The organism is Pseudothauera hydrothermalis, from assembly GCF_003345255.1.
Classification (GTDB): domain Bacteria; phylum Pseudomonadota; class Gammaproteobacteria; order Burkholderiales; family Rhodocyclaceae; genus Pseudothauera; species Pseudothauera hydrothermalis.
In genome coordinates this window covers 1,291,070-1,315,345 of sequence record NZ_CP029331.1, presented here as the reverse complement: position 1 = coordinate 1,315,345, position 24,276 = coordinate 1,291,070, and the positions used below count along the sequence as shown (strand labels likewise).

The following is a 24,276-nucleotide window of genomic DNA, read 5'->3' as shown; positions in this document are numbered from 1 at the left end:
ACTTATTCCACCACCACCGCGGTGTGCGGCACGCGGCCCACCGGAATGGTTTTGACTGCCTTGGCCGCAGCCACATCGACCACGGTCACATCATCCGACAAGCCATTGACCACGAACAGCCGCGACTCGTCGGCGTTGAGCGCCACGCTCCAGGCGCGCTTGCCCACCAAGACCAGTTCCTGCACCTTGCGGCTGGCGACATCGACGAAAGCCACATGATTGGCTCTGCCCAGGCCGACGAAGGCGCGCCGGCCATCACGGCTGAAGGCCAATCCCACTGGCGTGATGTCCTCGCTGCGGGCGCCCTTGAGCTCGAAGCGCAAGGTGTCGACCACCTCCAGCTTGGCGGTATCGATCACGCTGACGCTGGCATCCAATTCGTTACTCACCCACAGCTCACGACCGTCCGGACTGATCGCGAAGCGGCGCGGGCGCTTGCCAACCTTGATGTTTTTCACCACCTTGCCGCTGGCCGCATCGACCACATGCACCATGCTGGCCACCTCCGAGGTGACGAACACCGTCTTGCCATCTGGCGACACTTTCACGCCTTCCGGCTCCTGTCCCACCTTCACCGCGCCGGTGCGTTTGCCGCTGGCGAAATCGACAATCCCCATTTCGCCGTCGTCTTCATTGGACACATAGAGCGTTTTGCCGTCGGGCGACAGATCGAAAATCTCCGGGTCGTCTCCGAGGTCGATGCGGCGCACCGAGCGGCCATTGGCCAAATCGATGACGTCGGCCTTGCCAGATTCGGTGCATGCGACCACGAGCTGCTTGCCGCCAGCGGCCAACTGCATGTGCCGTGGGCGCTTGCAGGTAGCCACCGTGCCGGTAACCTGGAGCGTGGCAAGGTCGATCATGGTGAGCGCATCGTCTTTTTCGCTGGACACATACAGCGTGGCCGCTTGCGCGGCACCGGCGGCGCCGGCCAGGGCCAGCGCGGCGAGCACATGGCGGGCGGAGATAGTCGTCGGGGTCATGACAGGGCTCCTTGCGGGCTATTGATATGGGTAGCGGCCAGGCCGGCCGCCTTGAAGAATCCTTGTTCCAGCGTCGGCGCGCCGAGCGCCGCGATCACCGCCTGTTGCGAGCCGTCGGCCAGCACGCGACCGCGGTGCAGCACCACCACCTGGCCAGCGTCCTCGACCTCCTCGATCCAGTGGGTGGCCCACAGCACCGCCATCGGGCGCTGCTGCATGCAGTGGGAAATGTGGCTGCGCAGCGCGCGGCGCGAGGGCAGATCCAGCCCAACGGTGGCCTCGTCCATCAACAATACCGCCGGCCGATGCAGCATGGCACGGATCAGTTCCACCTTTCGGCGATTGCCTCCCGACAGTTCGCGCACTTTTCGCCCGCCGTGTGCGGCAAGATCGAACTGCGCCAATCCCTCCTCGATGCGGCTGCGTGCCAGCGCGCGGGGCATGCCGTGCAGATCGGCGTGCAGCAGCAGGTTGCGGGCAATCGACAGATCGAGATCCAGCGCCTGTTGCTGAAACACCACCCCCAGACGGGTCAGTGCGCGCGCCGGCTGACGGCGCACCGAAATACCATCGATGAAAATCTCGCCACCGTCGGGCACGAAAAGGCCGCTGAGCAGCTGGAACAGCGTGGACTTGCCGGCCCCGTTGGGTCCCAGCAACACGCAGAAAGTGCCTGCTGCCACCTCCAGGCTGACCCGGTCGAGCGCACGCACCGCACCATAGGATTTACTCACTTCACGCACACTCAACATAGCTGGCTCTCCATGGAGCTGGGGTCCGGCGTCGCGCCCACCTCTCCGGCCACCGACTCCGCCACCCCGGCCAACAATTCGCGATGACGCGCCAGCAAGCTGCGGCGAAAGTCATCCACCTCACTGCCCTCAGCGTGACGCGGGCGTGGCAAGTCGACCGTCACGTCCAGAATCACCCGGGAAGGCGCACGCGAAAGGAAAACAATGCGGTCACCAAGTTGGATGGCTTCGCGTAAATCATGGGTGACAAACAGCACCGTGGTCGGATGGCGCTGCCAAAGATCCAACAACATTCCGCGCAAATGTTCGGCCACCGGCTGGTCGAGCGACACGAACGGTTCGTCGAGCAACAGCAAGCGCGGCTCGATGGCGAAGGCGCGCGCCAACGCCACCCGGCGCTGCATGCCACCGGAGAGCTGACCCGGATAAATATCCAGACACGCGCCCAGTCCCATCTCATCGAGCAGCCGCTCGGCACGCCCGGCAGCCACTGCCGCCGCATCGAGCACCACCCGCACATTGTCGCGCACGGTGCGCCAAGGCAGCAGGCGCGGGGTCTGAAACATGTAGCCGATTGGCGTCGCGGCCGGCGTGGAACCGTCTGCAAAACGCACCTCGGCGCGTGCCGCACGATCCAGCCCGGCGAGGATGTTGAGCAGCGAAGTCTTGCCACAGCCTGATGGTCCGACGATGCAGCAGAATTGGCGAGCCGGCAAATCGAAAGCAAGCCCGGCAATGGCCGGCTCTACGGCGCCAGGGTAGCGCTTTTCGGCCACCCTGATCGATAAATCGGACAGCACCGCCCCATTCATGTCCGCCACCTGGTCAGCCGCCGTTCGATCGGCGCGAGCACAGCCATTTCGACCAAAAGCATCACCGCCACAAAGGCCAGCGTGTAGGCCAGGATCCCGGCAATATCGAAGAGCTGGAAGAACATCGAGAGCTGGAAACCGACGCCATTACTGCGTCCGAGCAGCTCCACCACCAGTACGATCTTCCAGATCAGCGCCATGCCGTTGCGCGCCGCAGCCATGATATACGGGTAGAGCTGCGGCAGAAAAAACACCAGGAAGCGGCGCAGCGGTGGCACATGGAAAACCTGCGCCACCTGCAGTAGCTCGCGCCCGACGGCGCGGGTGCCTTCGCGCATGACCACCACCACGTTGGGAATTTTGTTGACCGCCACCGCCAGAATGGCCGCGGTCTCGTTGAGCCCGAACCACACATAGCACAGGATGATCACCACCAGTGCCGGCAGGTTGAGAAACAGGATCAAACCGCCGTCGAGTAGTTGATTTGCGCGTTCGCTCACGCCCATGATCATGCCCAGCGCGATGCCAAGTGCCATCGCCAGCACAAAGGCCACCGCCACCCTGGTCAGTGTGATACCCAGATCGGCCAGCAGCGTGCCGTGGGTCAGGTGTGCGCCGATACTGGCGGCCACCGCCCAGGGCGTGGGCAGCACACGGCTTTCGGCCACCACCGCCACCAGCGCCCAGGCGCCAAGGAAAACCGCCAGCGAGACACCGCGTAGCCAACGCGGCGGCAGGGCGGCAGTCACGGCGGGCGCACCGATCATCACCAACCCTGCCACACCGTACCAGGGGCGAGCCCGGCTGACTTGCCCACCAGCACCGCCCCGCCGGTCTCGGCCAGGACGCGGTAAGCGGCCTGGATCGCCGCTTGGTGATCGGCGGCGCTGCCCGATGGAATGCCGCGGCGATAACCCTCGCGCAGCGCGGCCAGCGTGGCTGCATCCGTGGCGCCGGTCAATGGCTGCAGGCGCGCCCATTCGGCGTCGGAGGTGCGCAGCAGGGCTTGCGCCGCACGCGAAGCGGCGATGAAACCGCGCACCGCGTCTGGCCGCGCAGCCGCTAAGCGTTCCGAGAATACATAGCCGATCAGCGGCAAACGTCCCGGCACACCCAGTCCGGCAAGCAAGTCTTGCACCTGGACCAATGGCACCATGCCCTGCGCCTGTAGACGCGCAGCGTACTGCCAGAAGTTGAGCACCGCATCGAGTTCGCCTTGCAGGAATTTTTCGTTGAGCAAGGGCGGCGCAGCAAAAACCACACGCGCGCTGTCCATGAGCTCGCGCCCGGCCGTTCGCTGCGTATGGGCACGCAACAGTAACCAGCTCTTGTCAAGTGCGCTGCCGGCCACGCCGATGCGCTTGCCAGCCAAATCCCCCAGCGAGCGGATGCCGCCGTCCGGGCGCACCATCAGCGCGCCCGAGGCTTCCGAATAGGCCACGAAGGTGTAGTCCGCACCGGCGTCGCGCTGGCGCGACACCCACAGCCAGTCGGTGACGATGATATCCACCGCGCCGCCCTGCAACGCAATGGCAGTAGCGTCCTTGTTTGCCAGCTCCACCACTTCCAGCGCCACACCGTATTGGCGATCCAACCCGTGGTAACGGATGACATCGAGCTCCCAACTTACCGTGCCAAACTTCAGCACGCCAACTCGTAAGACGGTGGGCTCAGCCGCGACCGCCCGACCCAGTCCCCCGAGCAGTAGGCCGGCCAACAACAAACCAAAGCTCCAGGCCAACAAAACACGTGGGTGCAGCCGATTCACAGGCAAGGTCTCCAGGGGAACGCAAGCCGCGCTCGCAAACCGAACGGGCACATGATTTTTTGCTGGAGATAGTGTCACGGGATATCGCGCACACCGCCTCATCAAAACGCTTAGCTGCGGCTCATGATTTTCTGTATTCGCACCCGCCATCGGCAACGACCGCATCGTTTGGGCTAATTTGTACCCATGGACGTTGCAAACACCTGCCCCCCTTGGGACGAGGGACTACTCGATACCGGTGACGGTCATCGCATCCGCTTCGAACAAAGTGGCAACCCGCAGGGCATACCGGCGCTTTCGCTGCACGGCGGACCGGGTAGCGGAGCCGGCGCGCGTTTGCGCACCTTCTTCGATCCGGCGCACTACCGCATCGTGTTGTTCGACCAACGCGGTTGCGGGGGCAGCAAGCCGCTGGGCCACACCGAACACAACACACTTGCCCACTTGGTGGCCGATATCGAAACCTTGCGCCGCCATCTTGGCATCGCACGCTGGCTGGTCTGCGGCGGTTCCTGGGGTGCTTGTCTGGCGCTGAGCTACGCCAGCGCGCACCGTGGCGCCTGTCTGGCTCTGCTGCTGCGCAGCGTGTTCCTGGGCACACGGGAGGAAATAGACTGGTTTTTCCATGGCGCACGACGCGTGCGTCCGGCCGCCTGGGAGGCTTTCGTCGCCCCGGCGCCTGCAGACCGGCGTAGCGACTTGCTCGCGTACTACGCGGAGGCGGTGAATGATCCCGACCCAACCAGCGCACTGGCCGCGGCGCAGCGCTGGCGTTGCTGGGACACTGCGCTCAGCCAGCCTGAGGCCGAAGTACCCGAGCCGCCGCCAGCCGGCTCGCCAGCGGCTGCCGCCCTGATTGCCCGCTACCGTGTGCAAGCCCATTACCTGCGCCATGACTGCTTCATTCCACACGGTGGCTTGCTCGCCAATACGGGGCAACTGGCCGAACTGCCGGTGGCGCTCGTCTGTGGCAGCATCGACCGGGTCTGCCTGCCGCAGGTGACCGATCAGGTACATGCAGCCCTGCCCGGCAGCCGCATGTGCGAAGTTCCCGGAGTGGGCCATGATCCCTTTGCCCCCGCCATGCTCATGGCGCTGCGCGCGGCGACAGCGGTATTTGCCGCGAAGGGCGATTTTTGCGACTGGGGCGTGGCGGCAAAAGCCGCATCCCGGACCGCTGCGCCTGAACGATAGCGGACTCATGGTTTTCGCTAGCCCATTGCCATCGGCGCGCCGACGACAATCTGCGCTACCGGGCGCAACAATGGCTTCATCAAAAATCCAGGGTGCTTAACGATCATGAAGCTCAACCATTCTGCCTTCGCGCCTTCGGCCAGCCTGATCCCGCTTGCCGCCTGTCTGGCCGCGCTCGCCTCCACCACCGTACTAGCGGCAGATGCCACTGCCCCGCTCAGCCCGGTGGTGGTCACCGGCAGCCGCGCCGAAGCCGAAAGTTTCTGGCAGCCCTTCTCGGTGGATGTAGTCGATATGCAGGCGGTGCAGGCCGGCAACCTCAACGTGAATGCCTCCGAGGCGCTTACCGCAGTGCCCGGCCTGGTGGTGCAGAACCGCCAGAACTACGCGCAGGACCTGCAAATTTCGGTACGTGGCTTCGGCGCACGTGCCGCCTTCGGAGTACGCGGCGTCAAGTTGATCGCCGACGGCATCCCGGCCAGCAACCCAGACGGTCAGGGCCAGGCCGCCACCTTCAACCTGGACACTGCCGAGCGCATCGAAGTGCTGCGCGGCCCGATCGCCACGGTGTACGGCAACCATTCCGGCGGCGTCATCCAGCTCTTTTCGCGCGACGGCGCCGGCACCCCGCGGCTACATGGCGACGCCATCGCCGGCACCTGGGGCACGCGCAAGTACGCGCTGGGGGCGGAAGGCGAAACCGGCGGCGTCGGCTATTTGGTGCATGGCTCACGCTTTGCCACCGAGGGCTACCGCGATCACAGCGCCGCCACCCGCGACCAGGTTTTCGCCAAACTCAATCTCAAACCCAACGCCGACGGCAAACTCACCCTGGTGGCCAGCGGTCTGCGCCAGCGCGACAGCGAAGACCCGCTCGGCCTCACTTGGGACACCTACAAACGCGACCCGCGCGCGGTGGAAGAGCCTGCGCTAAACTTCAACACCCGCAAGCACATCTCGCACCGCCAAGCCGGCGCCACCTGGGACCAGCGCTTGGGCAGCGGGCGCTTGCAACTGGTGGCTTACGGCGGCACCCGCGCGGTCACTCAGTATCAGTCCATCCCTACCTTCGTGCAGGCCAATCCGCGCCACGCCGGCGGCGTGGTTGATTTCGACCGCGACTTCCACGGCCTGGGCGCGCGCTGGATCCAGATCTTCGGCATCGGGGGGGGCGCGCTCACCGTCACTGCTGGGGTTGACTACGACCGCTCGCAGGATGAACGCCGCGGTTACGAGAACTTCGTCGGCACCACCCTTGGAGTCAAAGGGGCGCTGCGCCGAAACGAGACTGACACCGTCACCAGCCTCGACCCCTATCTACAGGCAAGCTGGGAGACCGACGCGTGGACCATGCAAGCCGGCCTGCGCCGCAGCCGGGTCAAGTTCGAGGTGGATGACGACTACGTCACCGCTGCCAACCCGGACGACAGCGGCCGCCTGCGCTTCAGTGAAACCACCCCGGCCGTCGGCATTGCCTGGCGGCCGATGGCAACCCTGAACCTGTACGCCAGCGCCGCGCGCGGTTTCGAGACGCCGACGATGAACGAGCTGTCCTACTCCGGGCCGACCGGCACCGACGGTTTCAACTTCGACCTCAAGCCCGCGCGCAGCACCCAGTACGAGATCGGCGCCAAGGCCCTGGTCGCCGCCGGCACCACGCTCAACGCTGCGATCTTCCAGATCCGCAGCACCGACGAGCTGGTGGTGCTTGCCAGCGGCGGCGGGCGCACCGTGTTCCAGAACGCCGCCCGCACCCGGCGTGACGGCATCGAAGTGGCGATCGACAGCGAGTTCTCCAGCCAATGGCGCGGCAAATTTGCCCTGACCCACCTGCGCGCCATCTACGACCGCAGCTTTGACAGCCGCGGCGTGACCGTAGAATCCGGCAACCGTCTGCCGGGTATCCCAGCCACCACCGCTTATGCCGAGCTGACCTGGAGTCCGCATGCCGGTCTCACCCTGGGCGCAGAAGCACTCTACCGCGGTAAGGTGTACGTGGAAGACACCAACACCGAACGCGCCGCCCCGGCCTACACCCTGGTCAACCTGCGGGCAAACGTCGAACGCCGCTACGGCGACTGGACCTTGGCTGGCTTACTGCGCCTGGACAACCTTTTTGACCGCGAACACATCGCCTCGGTCATCGTCGGCGATGGCAATGGTCGCTACTACGAACCTGGCCCCGAGCGCAGCTGGTACGCGGGCGCTCGGTTGAGCTACCACTTCTAGCACACCTATGCAGAAAAAAGCCGCACACCGTCTGCGCCCTTTGCGTCGACTCGCCACCGCCGTCCTGCTGGCCGCCTTCAGCGCGGCGGCGCAGGCGCAGATCGTCGAGCATCTGCTCGAGCCGACCGATCTAGCGAATGCCCGTGCGGCGCTGGAAGACAGTATCGTGGCCGAGGGGCTCATGCCAGCTTCAGTGAGCGAATTCGGCGACATGCTCAAACGCACCGCCGCCGATCTCGGCCACCCTGCCGACATTTACCGCGACGCGGTGATCTTGACCTTTTGCAGCGCGCAGGTTGCCGGGCGTATGACCTCGGAAAACCCACGCCACATCGCGCTGTGCCCGCTGAGCATGGCCCTCTACAACCTGCCCTCCGAACCTCAGCGGGTGTATCTCACCTATCGTTTGCCGGCCACCGGCACGCCCGGCGGCGCGCAGGCCGAAGCCCTACTCGGGCGCATCGCGCGACGCACCGCCGAGAGTCTCGGCCTGGATGGGCACCGGACGATCCATTAGGCCGCCGCTGCCGGACTTACTGCGCGCGGGTAAAGCTCAGCTTGCCGCCGGCCGCATCGACCTTGATGCAGTCCTTGGCGGCAAACTGCCCTTCCAGGATAGCCTTGGCGAGCGGGTTTTCGATCCGTTCCTGGATCGCGCGCTTGAGCGGGCGGGCGCCGTAGACCGGGTCGAAGCCCGCCGAGGCAATTTCGGCAAGCGCGGCATCGGTCACTTCCAGACGCATATCCAGACGTGCCAGGCGCCGCTCCAGGTACTTCAACTGGATGCGGGCAATGCCGGCAATGTGCTGGGTATCGAGCGCATGGAACACCACCACTTCGTCGATCCGGTTGATGAACTCGGGGCGGAAGTAGGTTTTCACCTCGGCCATCACCGCCAGCTTGATCACGCCGTAGTCATCGCCGGCCATTTGCTGAATCATCTGGCTGCCCAGGTTGCTGGTCATGACGATCACAGTGTTTTTGAAATCCACCGTACGCCCCTGGCCGTCGGTCATGCGACCGTCGTCGAGCACCTGCAGCAGGACGTTGAACACATCCGGATGGGCTTTTTCCACCTCGTCGAAAAGGATCACGCTATAAGGCTTGCGACGCACCTGCTCGGTGAGATAGCCGCCTTCCTCGTAGCCGACATAGCCCGGCGGCGCGCCAATCAAACGGGCCACCGAGTGCTTTTCCATGAATTCGCTCATGTCGATGCGGATCAAATGTTCTTCCGAATCGAAGAGGAATTCGGCCAGCGTTTTGCACAGCTCGGTTTTGCCCACCCCGGTCGGCCCCAGGAACAAGAAAGAACCGTAGGGACGGTTTTCGTCCGATAGCCCCGCACGCGAGCGGCGGATGGCGTCGGAGACCAGACGGACCGCTTCATCCTGGCCCACCACGCGGCTGTGTAGATGCTCTTCCATCTTCAAGAGCTTGTCGCGCTCGCCCTGCATCATCTTGGAGACCGGAATGCCGGTTGCGCGTGAGACGACTTCGGCGATTTCCTCCGCACCCACCTGAGTACGCAGCAGCTTGAACTGACGCTCGCCCCGGCCTGCCGTCTCGGCCGCCTTGAGCTGAGCCTCCAGCTGCGGCAGCTTGCCGTACTGCAATTCGGCCAGTTTGTCGAACTGGCCCTTGCGCTGCAGTTCGGCCATTTGCGCACGCAATTTTTCGATCTCTTCCTTGATGTGCTGAGTGCCTTGCACGCTGGCTTTTTCCGCACGCCAGATTTCGTCCAGATTGGCGTACTCACGCTCTAACTTGTCGATCTCTTCGCGGATCAACAACAGACGTTTCTGCGACGCTTCATCGGTTTCTTTCTTGACCGCCTCTTGTTCGATCTTGAGCTGGATCAGCCGGCGTTCGAGCTTGTCCATCGCCTCCGGTTTGGAGTCGATCTCCATCTTGATGCGGGCGGCGGCCTCGTCGATGAGGTCGATGGCCTTGTCCGGCAAAAAGCGGTCGGTGATGTAGCGGTGGCTGAGCTCGGCCGCGGCAACGATGGCCGGATCGGTAATTTCCACGCCATGGTGCACCTCGTACCTTTCCTGCAAACCGCGCAGGATGGCGATGGTCGACTCCACCGTGGGTTCATCCACCAGCACTTTCTGGAAGCGGCGCTCCAGCGCGGCATCCTTTTCGATGTATTTGCGATATTCATCCAGCGTGGTGGCGCCGATGCAATGCAACTCACCGCGCGCCAAAGCGGGCTTGAGCATATTTCCGGCGTCGATGGCGCCTTCGGCCTTGCCGGCGCCCACCATAGTGTGGATTTCGTCGATGAACAGGATGATGCGGCCTTCGTCCTGGGCAATGTCCTTGAGCACTGCTTTCAGGCGTTCTTCGAATTCGCCGCGGTACTTGGCCCCGGCCAGCAGCGCAGCCATGTCGAGCGACAGCACTTTTTTGCCTTTCAGGGTTTCGGGCACCTCATCGTTGACGATGCGCTGAGCCAACCCCTCGACGATGGCGGTTTTACCCACGCCCGGCTCGCCAATCAACACCGGATTGTTCTTGGTGCGGCGCTGCAGGATTTGAATGGCGCGGCGAATTTCGTCGTCACGGCCGATCACCGGATCGAGCTTGCCTTGGCGGGCGCGCTCGGTCAGATCCAGGCAATACTTCTTCAATGCTTCGCGCTGGCTTTCTGCGTCCTGGCTGCCGACGTTCTGTCCGCCGCGCACCGCATCCACCGCAGCCTCCAGCGCCTTGCGGGTCAGACCATGCTCTTTGAGCAGCCGGCCGGCCTCACCTTTATCCTCGGCCAAGGCCAGCAGGAACATCTCGCTGGCGATGAACTGGTCGCCGCGCCGCTGGGCTTCTTTGTCAGCCAGATTGAGCAGATTGGCAAGCTCGCGCCCCACTTGCACCTCGCCGCCGTGACCTTCCACTTTGGGCAAACGGTCGATGGCACGTTGCAGAGCGGTCTTGAGCGGCGGCACATTGACCCCGGCACGCTGCAACAGCGACACGGTGCCGCCGTCATCCTGATTGAGCATCGCCGCCAGTAGATGAAGCGGCTCGATGAATTGTTGATCATTACCCACGGCGATGCTTTGTGCATCGGCAAGGGCCTGCTGGAATTTGGTCGTGAGTTTTTCGAAGCGCATGACGGGCGTTTCCTGAGAGATTGAACTGACCTCTATGTGGGGTGGGTTCGAGTATGTTCAAGGGCGGACACGCCAAGCCAGCCCAGGTTCAGACCCTTCGCACTGCAGCCTTTCACCTCAAACGCTCCCGCATCGATCAGGTCGACAACAGCTTTGCATCTCATTGTGTTATGGTTGTCTGCGAGGCCGAGGGAGCGGCTTGCAGAGGCCGACCGGCGTCATCGCTGTCCGAACATGGCGCATCTAGCGCCTTCATCGACACCAACGCGCGCGTGGAGAAGAAGTTATGGCTACCAAGCAAGACCAAATGAATGAACTGCAAAAGAAGAACCTCGAAGCGGCAATGCGCCTGGCGCAGATGTCCATCGAGAATTCCCAGCGCATCATGGAGCTGCAGGTCTCCACGGCCAAAACCTTGTTCGAGGACGGGGTGAAAAACGCCAAGGCAATGAGCGCGGCCAAAGACCCGAAAGAGCTGATGGAGCTGCGCACTCAGTTCGCGCAGGCCACCACCGAAAAGATGCTGTCCTGCGCCCGCGAGATTGCCGAGATCACCGCACGGACCCAGAGCGAAGTCGGCAAACTGGTCGGCGAACAACTGACCACCGGCAGTCAAGACATGTTCGACGCCATGCAAAAGCTGTTCAAAGGCATGCCGATTACCGACCAAAACGCCATGACCGCCATCCAGACTGCGATGGACACCACCCGCAACGCCTTTGAACAAATGGCCCGCGCATCGGCCGAAGCCTTCCAGGCTTTCAGCACCATGACCCAGCCGCCAAAAGGCCGGCGCTGAGGGCCGCCGCTGAGCGGCTGAAGTTGCATCAAAAATTTTCCAGGGCGCCACAGGCGCCCTGGTGCGTTCACACACGCTGCAACCGGCGGTTACCGAACCCCGGGAGTCCCCGCGCGATGCAAAATCAAGAACCTTCCCAGCGTGCCGCGGCCTGGTCGTCGCTCTCCTTCGCATCGACCCAGTGCGAGCCGTCCGGCGTTTCTTCGCGCTTCCAGAACGGCGCCCGGGTTTTGAGGTAGTCCATGATGAACTGGCAGGCAGCAAAGGCGTCACCTCGATGCGCGCTGGCCACGCCAACGAAAACGATACGATCGCCTGGCAGCAGCCGGCCATGGCGGTGGATGACCCGCACCCCAAGCAGCGCCCAGCGCTGGTGGGCCTGAGCGACGATCTCGGCCAGCGCGGTTTCGGTCATCCCGGGATAATGCTCCAGGGTCATCGCTTGCACGTTTTTGCCCTGCCCGCTGTCGCGTACCAGGCCGACGAAGCTCGCCACCGCACCGACTTCGGCGCGACCGGCCGATAACGCAGCAATCTCCGCACCGACATCGAAATCCGCTTTCTGCACACTTACCGACACGGCTCACCCCCCGGTTACCGGCGGAAAAAAGGCAATCTCGTCGCCCGGGGCGAGCGTCGCATCGCCATCGACCATGCGTTGGTTGACCGCAGCCCGCAGGTTGCGGCCGGTGGTCAGGGCAGTCCACACCCCGCCACGGGCGGCCAGATGTTCGCGCAGCGCGCCCACGGTACACACCCCCTCGGGCAGCGGCAGGCGTTCGCCTGCGCAACCGACCGCTTCGCGCAGACTGGCAAAATACAGAATATTGAGTTCTTTCATGGCTTTATGACAGCAAGTCGCCAAAGGGCAAGAAATGAACCAGATCGCCGCGCGCCACCGGCTGTTCGGGGGCGATATCCACCAGGCCATTGGCCCAGGCGGTCGACTGCAGCGCAGCCGCGCCCTGGTTGCCGAACAACTCCACAGTGCCGGCTTCGGTGATGCGCGCGCGCAAGAATTCGCGCCGGCGATCCGGACGGGGCCAGTCGAAATCCGCACGCAGACTCACCCGCTGCGGCGCCACCTCTGTCACCCCCTGAGCGGTCAGAATGAACGGCCGCACCATCATCAGAAAGGTGACGAAACTCGACACCGGGTTGCCTGGCAGACCGATGAAAGCCGCGCCGTGCACCCGCCCGTAAGCCAGCGGTTTACCCGGTTTCATGGCGATTTTCCACATCATCAGACGGCCTTCGGCTTCCACCGCCGGTTTGACGTGGTCTTCCTCACCGACCGACACGCCGCCGCTGGTCAGAATCAGGTCGTGACGCTCGGCCGCTTCGCGTAGGGCCTTGCGGGTGGCCTCCAGGTTATCCGGGACGATGCCCAGGTCGGTGATCTCGCAGCCCAGCCCGGCAAGCAGCGCACCCAGCAGGTAGCGGTTGGAGTTGTAAATGGCACCCGGCGGCAACGGCTCGCCCGGCATCACCAGCTCACTACCAGTAGAAAACAGCGCCACCCGCAGACGGCGATACACCGGCAGCCGGGCCAGGCCGACCGCGGCAGCCAGGGCGATATGCTGAGGACGCAGTCGAATGCCTGCCGGCAGCACCTGCTGGCCGCGGGCGATGTCCTCACCGGCACGGCGGATCGCCTCTCCTGCGCGCGGCCGATGGTCGATGCGCACCGATTCGCCGCGCGGCTCGCACAACTCCTGCATCACCACAGCGTCCGCACCCGGCGGCAGCGGCGCACCGGTGAAGATTCTTGCTGCACTGCCGGGCGCCAGCGCGTGACCGACGCTACCGGCCGGGATGCGCTGCGACACCGGCAGGCAGACTCCGGGAGCCGGCACATCGACAGCCCGCACGGCGTAGCCGTCCATGGTGGCGCTGTCCATCGGTGGCAGCGCGATGCTGGAATGCTGGGGACTGGCCAGCACGCGACCGGCGGCAGCCAGGGTATCGACCTGATCCACCTCACGGACCGGGCGGGCCTCGGCAAGTAAACGCGCCAAAGCTTCCTCGAAAGACAGGAGTTTGTCGTTCATGCACGCTCCAGATACTTGAGGATGAAATCCGCCACCGCTGCCGGATCATTGAGCGGCAACAACGGCAGCGGACAGTCCAACGCCGCATCGCTGGCCACCGCCACCACATGCTCGTTTTGCGGCCACAGCGGCGGTTTGCCATGCGCCGGACGGTGGACTTCGATTTTGGGCACCGGCGCGGCCTTGTAGCCTTCGATCAGCACCAAATCCGTGGGTTCGAGCACGCGCAACTGCTCTGCCAACGTGGGCTCGGGAGCGCCGCGCAGTTCATGCATCAGCACCCAGCGCTCGTTGGAGAGCATCAGCACCTGGGTGGCGCCGGCCTCGCGGTGGCGCCAGGAATCCTTGCCGGGTTTATCCAGATCGAAACCGTGGTGGGCGTGCTTGATCACCGACACGGTGAGTCCGCGGCCGGTAAACACCGGGATCAACCTCTCCACCAGGGTCGTCTTGCCGGCGCCGGACCAGCCGGCGATACCAAACACTTTCATTCAATGAGGCCATTGGCTGCCAAAAAGAGAAGCGCCAGAATACTACAGGCCGGCTGCGGCCGGACTTGACTGCGCTCAGGTGCAGCACCCACCTTCACCCACGGCGCGGATCGAAAGCGTCCCGCACCACGTCGGCAAATAGATTGGCCGCCAGCACCAGCACGAACATGAAGCCGAAGGCAGCGGCCAAGGACCACCACACCATCGGGTCGCGGGCAAGCTCTGCACGCGCCAAGTTGATCATGGTGCCAAAGCTGATCATGGTCGGATCGACACCGATGCCGATATAGGACAACACCGCCTCGGCCAGGACAAGACCGGAAAAATCCATCACCAGCGCAATCAGTACGATGTGCATGACGTTGGGCAGCACATGACGGCGCAGGATGGCCGGGGTGCGCACCCCGAAGGCGCGCGCGGCCTGAACGTATTCCATCTCGCGCAGCTTGAGCGTCTCGCCGCGCAACAGGCGGCATAGAGCGGTCCAACTGGTCATGCCGAGAATCAAACACAATGCCAGCAGGCGCGCATCGGCGCGCTCGGCAGCGGTGGCAAACCATTGCGGATGGGTGTCGATGAGCCCTTGCATCATCAACACCGCGGCGGCAATCAAGAGCACGCCCGGAATGGCGTTCAGTACGGTATAGAGATACTGGATGAGATCATCCACCCAGCCGCCCAGATAACCGGCCATCACCCCCAACACCACTGCAAACGGCAACATGATCAAGGTGGTGAGCGTGCCGATCAGCAATGCAGTGCGCACGCTTTTGAGTGCCAGATAGAGCACATCCTGACCCACTTTGTCGGTGCCCAAGACGTGATACCAGGGCGCCAGCGCCGCCACCGCACCGGCGATCAGAAAGATTGCGCCCAACGTGAGCAAGGCTGCCCGCCAAGCCAATTCGGTCTTGCCCAGCACGACGCTGCGCAAAGCGGCCACAAACGGCTGAGCCGCCTTGCGCGCCAGCCCGGCAGCGAGCAAAACGGGCAGTGGCAGCCACAGCACCAGACCGAGCGCCGCACCGCCGAGCGCGCGCTGGCCGATATCGGCGCCCTTTTCAGCGGCCGGCTCGCGCAGATGTGCGCCCCCCCAGAGCAGGCGCGGATAGATACGCGCCTGGCCGCCTTCGGGCAGTTCGACGGTCTCACGTACATAAAGCCGGTCGGCAAAAGGCGCGGAATAGGTTTTTTCGCTACGGGTACGCAATTTGGCCAGTGCTACGTCCAGCACCGAAAGCACCTCGACGGCATACACCGGTTGCGCATCCGCAGGGGCTTCGGCCACAGCGGGCAGCTGCGGACGAAAGTGCAGGCTGTCTGCCACCGCGATCGACAAAAAACCCAGCAACACGGTGGCAGAGGCCATGCCGACCGGGCTGCGGCCGACCTTGCGCCACGCTGACGACAGTGCCTCGTGGCGACGCACATAGCGCACCGTGAGCACACCGGCCAAGAGCAGGGCAAAAAACAATGTGTCGGTCCACAGCAATACCGGCTTGAAGCTCATGGTTTACTCCAGCCGTATTCGCGGATCGACCAGGGTGTATGCGATGTCGGTCAGAATCAGACCAACGATGTACAGCACCGAACCGATGAACACCATCGCACGCACCACCGCGAAGTCCTGGGCATTGATTGCATCGATGGTGTAGCTGCCCAGGCCAGGGATGCCAAAGAAAGATTCCACCAACAGACTACCCATGAACAGCATCGGAATCAGTACGACCGTACCGGTCAGGATGGGGATCATGGCGTTTCTGAGCACATGGCGAAACAGCACCGCGAACTCCGACAAACCCTTGGCGCGCGCGGTGCGGACGTAGTCGCTCGAGATCTCCTCGAGAAAAATGGTGCGATACCAGCGCACATTGGCACCCAACCCAGCCAGCACGCCGATCAGCACCGGCAGCACCAAAAAGCGCGCAGCATCCAACCCCGGCGCATAACCCGAGATCGGCACCAAGGCCCAGACCTTGGCAACCAGCCACTGCCCGCCGATGATGTAGAACAGGCTGGAGATGGACATCATGGCCACACAGCTCACCACCCCCCAAAAGTCCAGATAGGTGGCGCGAAAAAACACCAATAGCAAGGCAAAGGTGATCGACGCGAACAGCCCCAGCACAAAGGTGGGCACGGCCACCGCCAGCGACGGCCCCATGCGTTCGCGGATCTCCCGCCCGATGTCGCGGCCATCGTCGGCGCGACCGAAATCGAACACAAACATGCGCACCGACTTTTCAAAAAAGATGGTTTCGGTAAAGCGCTTCGCGCCTTGCGCGTGGGCATTCCAGAACGTGGGCTTGTCGTAGCCGCGCTCAGCTTTCCAGCGCGCAATACCTTCGGCGCTGGCATGACGCACTCCCAGGTGCATGCGCGCCATGTCGTCAGGCGTGTTCACTACGAAAAACAACAAGAAAGTCAATAGATTCACGCCGATCAGTATCGGCACGGCATAGATCAGGCGGCGCAGCAGATAGCCCAACATCAGCCCGCCTCCGGGCTGGCCGTGGCCCGCTCGCGCCGGCGCCAATGCACCACCGCCGGCGCCAGCAGTGCTGCAAGCAAAAGCGCCATGAGCGCAAGCGGCCACAGCACCGGACGGTTCCAGGCCGCGCGCGCAGCCTCGCGCTTGGCCGGGTCGATGCGCTGGTACTTGAGTGTGCCGCGCACGATGTTGCCCGGCTTGCGGTTGTACAGCCAACCGTGCTGCAGCGCATAGGACTTGGGGTGAAAGCCGAAAATCCAGGGCGCGTCATGCTGCACAATGGCCACCATGCGGTCGATGATGGCTTGACGGGCCGGACCGTCGGGCATGGCCTTCATGCGCTCGAACAGCGCATCGTATTCGGCGTTCTGGTAGTTGGCGGCATTCTGTCCACCGTATTTGACCTTGCCCTGAGCGCCGTGCAGCAGGAAAAGCAGATTCTCCGGATCCGGGTAATCGGCATTCCAACCCATGAAAAAAAGCTGCAGATTGCCGGTGCGTATTTTTTCCTGATACCGGTTCCAGTCGGTGGCACGTACCACGAACTGCACACCGAGCTCGCGGAACTGCTTGGCCAGCCAGTCCGAACGCGCCTTATCGCCCAGCCCGCCGGGTGTGGTGTCCAGATGCAAAATCAACGCCTGGCCGGTTTGTGGATTGCGCCCGTTGGGCCAACCGGCCTCGGCCAACAGAGCGCGGGCTAGCGCCTTGCTGCGCCGCTGTGGTGCGCCGTCACGCCATTCATACACTACCGGATTGATGCCCGCCTCACCCTCCCGCGCGCCGAAAATACCGGGCGGAATCGGGTGCATTGCCGGCACGCCCCGTCCGTTGAGGAATATCGAGACGAATTCCTCCATATCCAAGGCAATGGAGATTGCCTGGCGCAGCTTGCGCGCACGCTCGTTGCCCTCTGGCGTGCCGTCGCCGCCGACCAGCGGGTCGAGCATGTTGAAGCCCAGATAAAAAATCGATGGCGACACTGAGGTGACAAGCTCGATGCCGCGGGCGCGCATCGAGTCCGACAGCGTCACCTCACCCTGACTGGTCAGACTCACAGCCTGATCGAAATTGTCCGATGACACCCCTGAAGCGTCGTAATAGCCCTGCAAGAATTTGTTCCAATAGGGAATACCCTCACGCTCGCGGGTAAACACCACACGGTCGATGAAAGGCAGGCGCTTGCCGCAGTCGGCCAACAGGCCGGCTTCGACATCCGCTGGCTCGCCCTCACAGGGGTAGGTGTCACCATGGTAGTGGGGGTTACGTGCAAGCACCATGCGCGCGTTGGGGTTGTTTTCCACCAGCATATAAGGGCCGGTCCCCACCGGCCACCAGTCCAGCGTGAGGTTGCGCTCGGCCATGCCCGGCTGGCCAAAGAAGCGGTCGACCTCCGGCGGCACCGGAGAGAAAAAAGGCATGGTGAGCCAGTAAATGAACTGCGGATAGCTGCCTTGCAAGGTTATGCGGAAGGTGTAGAGGTCGATCACCTCCACCCCAGGCAAATCGAACCGGGTGAGATCCAGCCAGCCGGCATCCTGGCGCGCCGCCTCGACCAGTTGTGCATGCAGGCTCTTGAGTCCGGGCAAATACTGCGCCATCAGTTCAAAAATCGGCGAGTGCAGACGCGGGTGCGCAAGCCGTTTGATCTGATGCACAAAATCCGCAGCCACCAGCTCGCGGGTGTCGGTGTACGCAAAGTCGGTCAGGCTGCGCACCCCATCCAGATCGGCAGGCGTCAAATCCAGATAGCGCGGCGAGCCATCCGGGCGGCGTGCAAAAGCCGGATGGGGCTGGTAGAAGATGCCCGGCCGCACAGAGATCTCGAACACAGTGCTGGCAACCAGCGCCGCATCGGCATCGTCGGCCAGCAACTGCCCGGCAGCATCGAAGCGACGTATGACCGGCAGCTGCGCCGAGCCCGGACGCAGTTCATAGGGGCGTTTCAGGTAATGGTATTCGAGCGGCGGCTCGACGATCTGGTAGAGGAAAACCGCCTCGTCTTCGCTGTAAGACTGTACCGGATCGAGATGCTTCGGACGCTCGGTGAATGCGGAATACAGCACATTTTGCCCGCGCTCGGCGGCCGGATAGGGATCGTTCCACGCGCCGCTGCCACAAGCGGACGAGAGCATGGCACCCACGAGAAGTACGACCAGGCGGCAATTCATGGCGCGATTCTAGCCGTATTCACCTCGTCGCCACCCCGCCTACCCGTTTTGGCGTATCGGCCGCGCATGATCATTTCCACATTCGCGCATCGGCTATAATCCGCCGCTTGTACCACTGGAGACTATCGGACAATGGGCTTTTTAGCTGGCAAACGCATCCTGATCACCGGATTGCTGAGCAATCGTTCGATTGCTTACGGCATTGCCAAGGCCATGCACCGCGAAGGCGCCGAGCTGGCGTTTACCTTCCAAAGCGAGCGCTTTGCGGAACGGGTGAGCAAAATGGCGGCCGACTTCGGCAGTCATATCGTACTGCCGTGCGACGTTCAGGATGACGCGCAGATCACCGCACTGTTCGCACAGTTGGGCGAGCGCTGGGACGGTCTGGACGGTGTCGTCCATTCCATCGCCTACGCCCCCACCGAGGCGCTAGAAGGCGATTTTCTCGAAGGATTCTCGCGCGAAGCGTTCCGCATCTCGCAGGAAGTGTCGGCCTACAGCTTCCCTGCGCTGGCCAAGGCCGCGCGACCGATGATGAAGGGCCGCAACGGCGCACTGCTCACCCTGTCCTATCTGGGCGCGGTGCGCACCATGCCCAACTACAACATCATGGGTCTGGCCAAGGCCAGCCTCGAGGCATCGGTGCGCTATCTGGCCGCTTGCCTGGGGCCGGAAGGCACCCGGGTCAATGCGATTTCCGCCGGTCCAATCAAGACCCTGGCCGCCTCGGGGATCGGCAGTTTCAGCAAACTGCTGTCGTTCAACGAGCGCAATGCTCCGTTGCGCCGCAACGTCACCATCGAGGAAGTGGGCAATGCGGCCGCTTTTCTGTGCTCGGATCTTGCCAGCGGCATCACCGGCGAGATCATGTATGTTGACGGCGGTTTCAACACCACCGCGCTGGGCAACCCGGATCAAGGCTGATTCCGGCGCGTTGCCGCGGGCCGTGCGGCCTCGCCTCTGCGACCCCGACCCGGTTGCCGTCTGTGCTGCACACAGACGGCCAGCCGCAGCGCTTCAAAACACCCCCATAGCCAGACCGCTTGCCACTGCCGCACCCAGCGCGTGGCAGCGCGCGCGCTCGGCGGCATCGATCTGCTTTGGCAGCATGATCTCGGCGGCCGTCTGAGCCCTTGTGCAGACAATCAGCGGCTCCGCCACCGGCCGCAAGCGCCAGCCAGTGACAATGCGTTCGATCTGGCGCACGGCATTGCTGCCATCGCTGCCGGCACACACCATCAGGCCATAGGGTCGGCCATTGACCCGGTCGAGCACCGGGTAGTAGCTGCGATCGAAAAAGTCCTTGAGCACCCCCGAGATGGCAGCCAAGTATTCGGGCGTTGCAAAGAGGTAGCCGTCGGCGGTGAGCATGTCGTCTGCATCGGCCTGGCTGGCCGGCAGCAACCGTACCGTTACCGCCGCCTCGCTCATCGCGCCTTGCGCCGCGGCCTGTGCCATCTGCAAAGTGCCGCCGGTCATGCTGTGATAGACGATGAGCAAGGTCTTCATCTGCTTTGCGCCAAGAACTTGGCCACCCATTCGAGCACGCGCGCAGGCTGCTCGCGGTGTGGCACATGAAAGACCTCGTCCATGAGCGCCAGTTGCACCGGCCCGTTGCACAACTGCGCAATCATCTGCGGATGGCGGGCCGAACCGTATGGGTCTTCGGCGCCGTGAATGGCCAGCACCGGGCAGTAAACGTTTGGCAGCACTGTTGCCAGCGACCAGTGGGCAAAGTCCGGATCCAGCCAGCGTTCGATCCATGCCGCCAACACCCAGGGTGCCTTGTCGCCATGATACCGGGCCAGTCGCTGTTGTTGCGCCGCATCCTGGAACATCTGTTTGGCCGCTTCGATACCTTGTATCGTACGTGCCTCCACAAAGGCTTGGGCGGATACGGTGATCAAAGCCTCGCAGTGATTTGCAAATTGCGCGGCGCAATGTACCGCCATACCACCGCCCACGCTGTGCCCCAAAACGACAAAACGGTCCAACCCAAGCTGCTGACGCACCAGTGGGAAAACCTCGGTTGCCTCATCGGCCACAAAGCTCAGCGCCGGCAGCGTTTCGCGCGCCGTAGAGCGGCCGAACCCCAATCGATCATAGGCAATCACCCTGCGCCCGGTCTGCGCGCACAGTGCCGCCGGAAAATCCCGCCACAACGCCACGCAACCGAGCGAGTCATGCAACAGCACAATCGGGCTTGCGCTCTCCTCACCGGGCGGCTCCCAGCTGCGGGCGAAAATCCGCCCCTGTGGATGCTCGATCCACACGTCGTGGAAGCGGATGTCGGAATGGCTAGAGTCGAACATATTTGGGCGGTTTCAAATCGCAAAGACACAGTCAGGCGGGGATTCTTGGTTAGGTTGAGGGCTGGGTCAATCGCTTTGTCGCCAGCGCACTTGCCGGCTTGCGCGCACCCATGAACCGAACCCGGGCACATCGACGCCTGCCCTGCACTGCCCATCTGGCTTAATCTTGATCCCTATGTCCCGCTACGCACCGACCATGATGTTTTACGCCGCGCGCGATCTCCTCCGCTTGCTGCTCAACCGCTTCACGGCCACGCACTGCTCTCAGGTCGCCGGCAGCCTGGCGTTTACCACCCTGCTGGCACTGGTGCCGCTGGTGACGGTTGCCATTGCGCTGTTCAGCAATTTCCCCGGCTTTGCCGACTTGGGCACTTCGCTGAAAGTCTTTCTGCTGGAAAATCTGCTGCCCGAGCGGGCCGGCAAGATCATTACCACCTATGCCTTGCAGTTTTCACAGAAAGCCACCGGATTGACGCTGCTGGGCACCGCGCTGCTGCTGGTCACCGCCCTGATGCTGTTATCGACCATCGAGCGCGTGTTCAACCAGATTTGGGGCGTGCGTCAACCGCGACCGCTGCTTTTCCGGATCGCCGTCTACTGGTTTGCGCTGACGCTGGGACCCTTGGTGCTTGGCGCCAGCGTATTCGCTTCGGGCTACCTCATCAGTGCATCGATGGAGCTGGTCGATCACGCGCCCTGGCTGGGCAAGATGGCGGCTCGCCTGTTGCCGCCATTGATGCTGGGGCTGCTGTTCAGCTACCTGTATTTTGCGGTGCCCAATCATCCGGTCAAAGCGGTGCATGCCCTGCTCGGCGGCTTTGTTGCGGCGCTCGGTTTTTTTCTGATGCAACGCGCCTTCGGGGTCTTCATTACCCGTTTTCCGACCTATACCTTGGTCTATGGCGCTTTTGCGGCCTTGCCGATCTTTCTCGTCTGGCTTTATCTGTCGTGGGTCATCGTTCTGCTGGGGGCATTACTCACCGCCAGCCTGCCGGCCTTCATCGCACGCAGCCGGATAGCGCCGTCCTTTACCGGCGAGCGCGCGCACGCCGCACTCGGCATCCTGGTCGAATTGGCGCGCTTACAAGGCAGCGGCAATGCTGCCGGTTTCGGCCGGCTTCAGGAAGCAGCCGGCTTGCCGGACGATCGATGCGAGGCGGTGTTGGGCGCGCTGTGCGAAGCCGGCTGGGTGGCGCGTACCGACCAGGGGCACTGGGTGCTCAGCATTGCGCCGCAGCGCCTGGGCCTATCCGAGATCATCTCCCGCTTTGCGCTATCGCCCTCTGACTGGCTGGCGGCGACCGAACACGGCAGCCCGGTGCATACGGCCGCTGCGCGCTTTGCCAGTGCCATGACGCAGGCCGATATCAGTCTAGCGGATCTGCTGGCTGATCAGACTCACCATCAGATCGGATAAGGGTCGACTTCGTATTGCAACAGCTCGATATTGGCAGTCTGCATGTCCAGGCTGATCACCCGCCCCTGCGCGACGTAAAGCCGTTTTTCGAGATCGCGGACCAGCATGAAACGTCGGGAGACGTACGACCCGGTTTTCACTAGCACCGCCGGATGGTGCCGCACCCCCGCCAACGGGGGCAAAATCAAAGCCGGCTGTATCGTGTTCAGCTCGCTTCCTCTAAACGCAATGGTCGCCGCACTACCGCCGTGAGCGACCACCTGCAAGCCAAGCTCCACCTGATCGGGCTGATCGCTGCGAAGCCAGCGCACGATACATAGCGTCCAGGGCTTGCCGGCATCGGAACGCAGCGCAAGCACCATGCCGGCGCTGAGCGCGCCGGAGACGCCCGCCACACTCATGATCGCGTATCCGCCGGGGCTTTCATTGCACACCATCCATTCATCGATGCGCGCCCCGGCCTCACCGCGGCGGAACATCTCCCAAATGGCGCGCAAACCGGCACATACTTGCACGGTATATTCATGCTGGCGACGCGGCAAGCCGCGATGCGGCGGCGCAGACCAGCGCTCATGCATGCGGCGCAGCAGCGACAAAGCCTCCAAAGGCGTCAACCCGGGTGGCAGCGCTTGGCCCTCGGCATCGAGCAGATCGATATCGCGTTCCAAGCCGACAACCTCGGCTTGCGCCACGCGCGACTCCAGCCATTCGAGCCGACGCGCCACTTCGGCGGCCAGCGCACCGGAGGCGAAATACAGCAGTTCTGCATTGGCCGGTGGCGCCCGGCGAACCAGCGCGGTGGGCGGTTCATCGGTTTGGAGATCGATCCAATAGCCCGCACGTTCATCGTTTGGACGCTGCTGGGAAAACTGCACATCACATTGCACGCCGTCGAGAAAATCGCGCACCCAGACCAGTTCGCGGCCGGTCAGGCTTTCCGGCTGTAACGCAGCCAAAGCCATGATGATCTGGGCAGACGCTTTGGCCCCGCCTTCTGCCTTGACGGTTTCGATACGCATGGCGGCCGCCAGCAAGCCATAGACGCGAAGCCAAAACCCTGCCGGCGCCGGCGCACCGATCATGCTGGCAAAAAGGTAAGCCTCCATCGACAAACGCAGGGCGCGCACGATCGACCCATGCGCATCGGTACGCGCTCCGCCCAGCCAACGGCCACGCACATCTTCGATCACCCGCTGAAAGCCGGCCGCCAAGTCGAGCAAGGCATCGATCAAGGCTTCGGTTGGCTGGCGCAGATCGGATGACAAAGGCAGCGGCGCATCCAGCAGGCGGGCGCGGAAACGCTCGCAGATATCCCGCGCCCGCGCATCGAACTGGATCAGACAGTCTGCAAACAGCGCACCCGGCACCGCCGGGTCCCTGACCTGCTCGAAATAGCCGCGCAGCGCAGCCAGATCTGCCACGGGATCGTCGTTTGGCTCGGCAGCCAACCAGGTCAGCGCCGCATCGATCTGAGCTGTTTGTTGTTCGGACGCCTGCATCGTTTACGCCATATCACGAATGGTGAACGCATTCTATTCAAAATCGAACTGCGTGGCCCCGCTCTGCCCAATCTGGGCAAAGTTTTTACGTATCTTGTGCACGAATCCACCTTCCCCGATGGTACCGACTGCAGTCATATCATTGCCCCAGTTTTTCGCTTGTTTGTCGGTAGCCGTTCGGATAAAATGCG

22 protein-coding genes are annotated in these 24,276 nt (G+C 63.2%); 6 read left to right on the top strand and 16 right to left on the bottom strand.

Annotated features, from left to right (window positions below):
- Positions 1-2 precede the first annotated feature (2 nt).
- The 5 genes from DIE29_RS06400 to DIE29_RS06380 are packed head-to-tail and all read right to left on the bottom strand — an operon-like array spanning position 3 to position 4,315.
- Entirely contained in the window at positions 3-983 is a 981-nt protein-coding gene (locus DIE29_RS06400; protein ID WP_114649490.1) for a PQQ-dependent catabolism-associated beta-propeller protein, read from the bottom strand.
- Complete coding sequence (locus DIE29_RS06395) at positions 980-1,735, bottom strand: ABC transporter ATP-binding protein (protein ID WP_114649489.1); 756 nt, start codon at positions 1,733-1,735, stop codon at positions 980-982. Before DIE29_RS06395 ends, DIE29_RS06400 begins: the two co-directional genes overlap by 4 nt.
- Positions 1,729-2,547, bottom strand: a complete 819-nt coding sequence (locus tag DIE29_RS06390) for an ABC transporter ATP-binding protein (protein WP_102041869.1) — start codon at positions 2,545-2,547, stop codon at positions 1,729-1,731. Before DIE29_RS06390 ends, DIE29_RS06395 begins: the two co-directional genes overlap by 7 nt.
- Complete coding sequence (locus DIE29_RS06385; RefSeq protein ID WP_237269529.1) at positions 2,544-3,296, bottom strand: ABC transporter permease; 753 nt, start codon at positions 3,294-3,296, stop codon at positions 2,544-2,546. The genes DIE29_RS06390 and DIE29_RS06385 overlap by 4 nt, the downstream gene beginning before the upstream one ends.
- Positions 3,297-3,313: 17 nt before the next feature.
- Positions 3,314-4,315 (bottom strand): ABC transporter substrate-binding protein, encoded by a 1,002-nt coding sequence (locus tag DIE29_RS06380; RefSeq protein ID WP_237269528.1) that lies wholly within the window; start codon positions 4,313-4,315, stop codon positions 3,314-3,316.
- Between the two features lie 186 nt (positions 4,316-4,501).
- On the opposite strand from DIE29_RS06380, the gene DIE29_RS06375 reads away from it, so the two are divergent.
- From DIE29_RS06375 to DIE29_RS06365, 3 genes are all read left to right on the top strand, one after another.
- Entirely contained in the window at positions 4,502-5,509 is a 1,008-nt protein-coding gene (locus DIE29_RS06375) for an alpha/beta fold hydrolase (protein ID WP_114649487.1), read from the top strand.
- A 105-nt stretch (positions 5,510-5,614) separates the two neighbouring features.
- Complete coding sequence (locus DIE29_RS06370; protein ID WP_114649486.1) at positions 5,615-7,738, top strand: TonB-dependent receptor family protein; 2,124 nt, start codon at positions 5,615-5,617, stop codon at positions 7,736-7,738.
- Positions 7,739-7,745: 7 nt separating this feature from the next.
- A complete protein-coding gene (locus DIE29_RS06365; RefSeq protein WP_114649485.1) occupies positions 7,746-8,255 on the top strand; it encodes a DUF302 domain-containing protein in 510 nt (169 codons plus the stop codon).
- A 16-nt stretch (positions 8,256-8,271) separates the two neighbouring features.
- Here DIE29_RS06365 and clpB read toward each other — a convergent pair whose 3' ends face one another.
- A complete protein-coding gene (gene clpB, locus DIE29_RS06360) occupies positions 8,272-10,854 on the bottom strand; it encodes an ATP-dependent chaperone ClpB (protein WP_114649484.1) in 2,583 nt (860 codons plus the stop codon).
- A gap of 286 nt (positions 10,855-11,140) precedes the next feature.
- On the opposite strand from clpB, the gene DIE29_RS06355 reads away from it, so the two are divergent.
- Positions 11,141-11,653, top strand: a complete 513-nt coding sequence (locus DIE29_RS06355) for a phasin family protein (protein ID WP_108080204.1) — start codon at positions 11,141-11,143, stop codon at positions 11,651-11,653.
- 124 nt (positions 11,654-11,777) lie between these two features.
- Here DIE29_RS06355 and moaE read toward each other — a convergent pair whose 3' ends face one another.
- The 7 genes from moaE to DIE29_RS06320 all read right to left on the bottom strand — a co-directional run bounded on the left by moaE (position 11,778) and on the right by DIE29_RS06320 (position 18,821).
- Entirely contained in the window at positions 11,778-12,233 is a 456-nt protein-coding gene (moaE, locus tag DIE29_RS06350; protein ID WP_108080205.1) for a molybdopterin synthase catalytic subunit MoaE, read from the bottom strand.
- Between the two features lie 3 nt (positions 12,234-12,236).
- A complete protein-coding gene (gene moaD / locus DIE29_RS06345; RefSeq protein ID WP_108080206.1) occupies positions 12,237-12,494 on the bottom strand; it encodes a molybdopterin converting factor subunit 1 in 258 nt (85 codons plus the stop codon).
- Between the two features lie 4 nt (positions 12,495-12,498).
- Positions 12,499-13,704, bottom strand: a complete 1,206-nt coding sequence (locus DIE29_RS06340; RefSeq protein ID WP_108080207.1) for a molybdopterin molybdotransferase MoeA — start codon at positions 13,702-13,704, stop codon at positions 12,499-12,501.
- Positions 13,701-14,195, bottom strand: a complete 495-nt coding sequence (gene mobB, locus DIE29_RS06335) for a molybdopterin-guanine dinucleotide biosynthesis protein B (RefSeq protein ID WP_108080208.1) — start codon at positions 14,193-14,195, stop codon at positions 13,701-13,703. Before mobB ends, DIE29_RS06340 begins: the two co-directional genes overlap by 4 nt.
- A 94-nt stretch (positions 14,196-14,289) precedes the next feature.
- Positions 14,290-15,705: an ABC transporter permease gene (locus DIE29_RS06330; RefSeq protein WP_108080209.1), complete on the bottom strand. Its 1,416-nt coding sequence runs from the start codon at positions 15,703-15,705 to the stop codon at positions 14,290-14,292.
- A 3-nt stretch (positions 15,706-15,708) separates the two neighbouring features.
- Positions 15,709-16,686, bottom strand: coding sequence for an ABC transporter permease (locus DIE29_RS06325; protein WP_108081078.1), 978 nt, complete (start codon positions 16,684-16,686; stop codon positions 15,709-15,711).
- Positions 16,686-18,821, bottom strand: a complete 2,136-nt coding sequence (locus DIE29_RS06320) for an ABC transporter substrate-binding protein (RefSeq protein ID WP_237269527.1) — start codon at positions 18,819-18,821, stop codon at positions 16,686-16,688. Before DIE29_RS06320 ends, DIE29_RS06325 begins: the two co-directional genes overlap by 1 nt.
- Positions 18,822-18,989: 168 nt before the next feature.
- Here DIE29_RS06320 and fabI point away from each other — a divergent pair, with 168 nt between their 5' ends.
- Positions 18,990-19,781 (top strand): enoyl-ACP reductase FabI, encoded by a 792-nt coding sequence (gene fabI / locus DIE29_RS06315; RefSeq protein WP_102041884.1) that lies wholly within the window; start codon positions 18,990-18,992, stop codon positions 19,779-19,781.
- Between the two features lie 93 nt (positions 19,782-19,874).
- On the opposite strand, the gene DIE29_RS06310 is transcribed toward fabI, so the two are convergent.
- Together DIE29_RS06310 and DIE29_RS06305 are read right to left on the bottom strand one after the other, a co-directional pair.
- Entirely contained in the window at positions 19,875-20,366 is a 492-nt protein-coding gene (locus DIE29_RS06310) for a flavodoxin family protein (RefSeq protein ID WP_114649482.1), read from the bottom strand.
- On the bottom strand, positions 20,363-21,169 hold the full coding sequence (locus DIE29_RS06305; protein ID WP_102041885.1) for an alpha/beta fold hydrolase: 807 nt from the start codon (positions 21,167-21,169) through the stop codon (positions 20,363-20,365). Before DIE29_RS06305 ends, DIE29_RS06310 begins: the two co-directional genes overlap by 4 nt.
- A 175-nt stretch (positions 21,170-21,344) precedes the next feature.
- On the opposite strand from DIE29_RS06305, the gene DIE29_RS06300 reads away from it, so the two are divergent.
- Entirely contained in the window at positions 21,345-22,586 is a 1,242-nt protein-coding gene (locus DIE29_RS06300) for a YihY family inner membrane protein (protein ID WP_237269526.1), read from the top strand.
- Here the strand turns inward: DIE29_RS06300 and DIE29_RS06295 are convergent.
- Positions 22,574-24,085, bottom strand: coding sequence for a hypothetical protein (locus tag DIE29_RS06295; RefSeq protein WP_102041886.1), 1,512 nt, complete (start codon positions 24,083-24,085; stop codon positions 22,574-22,576). The genes DIE29_RS06300 and DIE29_RS06295 overlap by 13 nt on opposite strands.
- Positions 24,086-24,276: the final 191 nt, after the last annotated feature.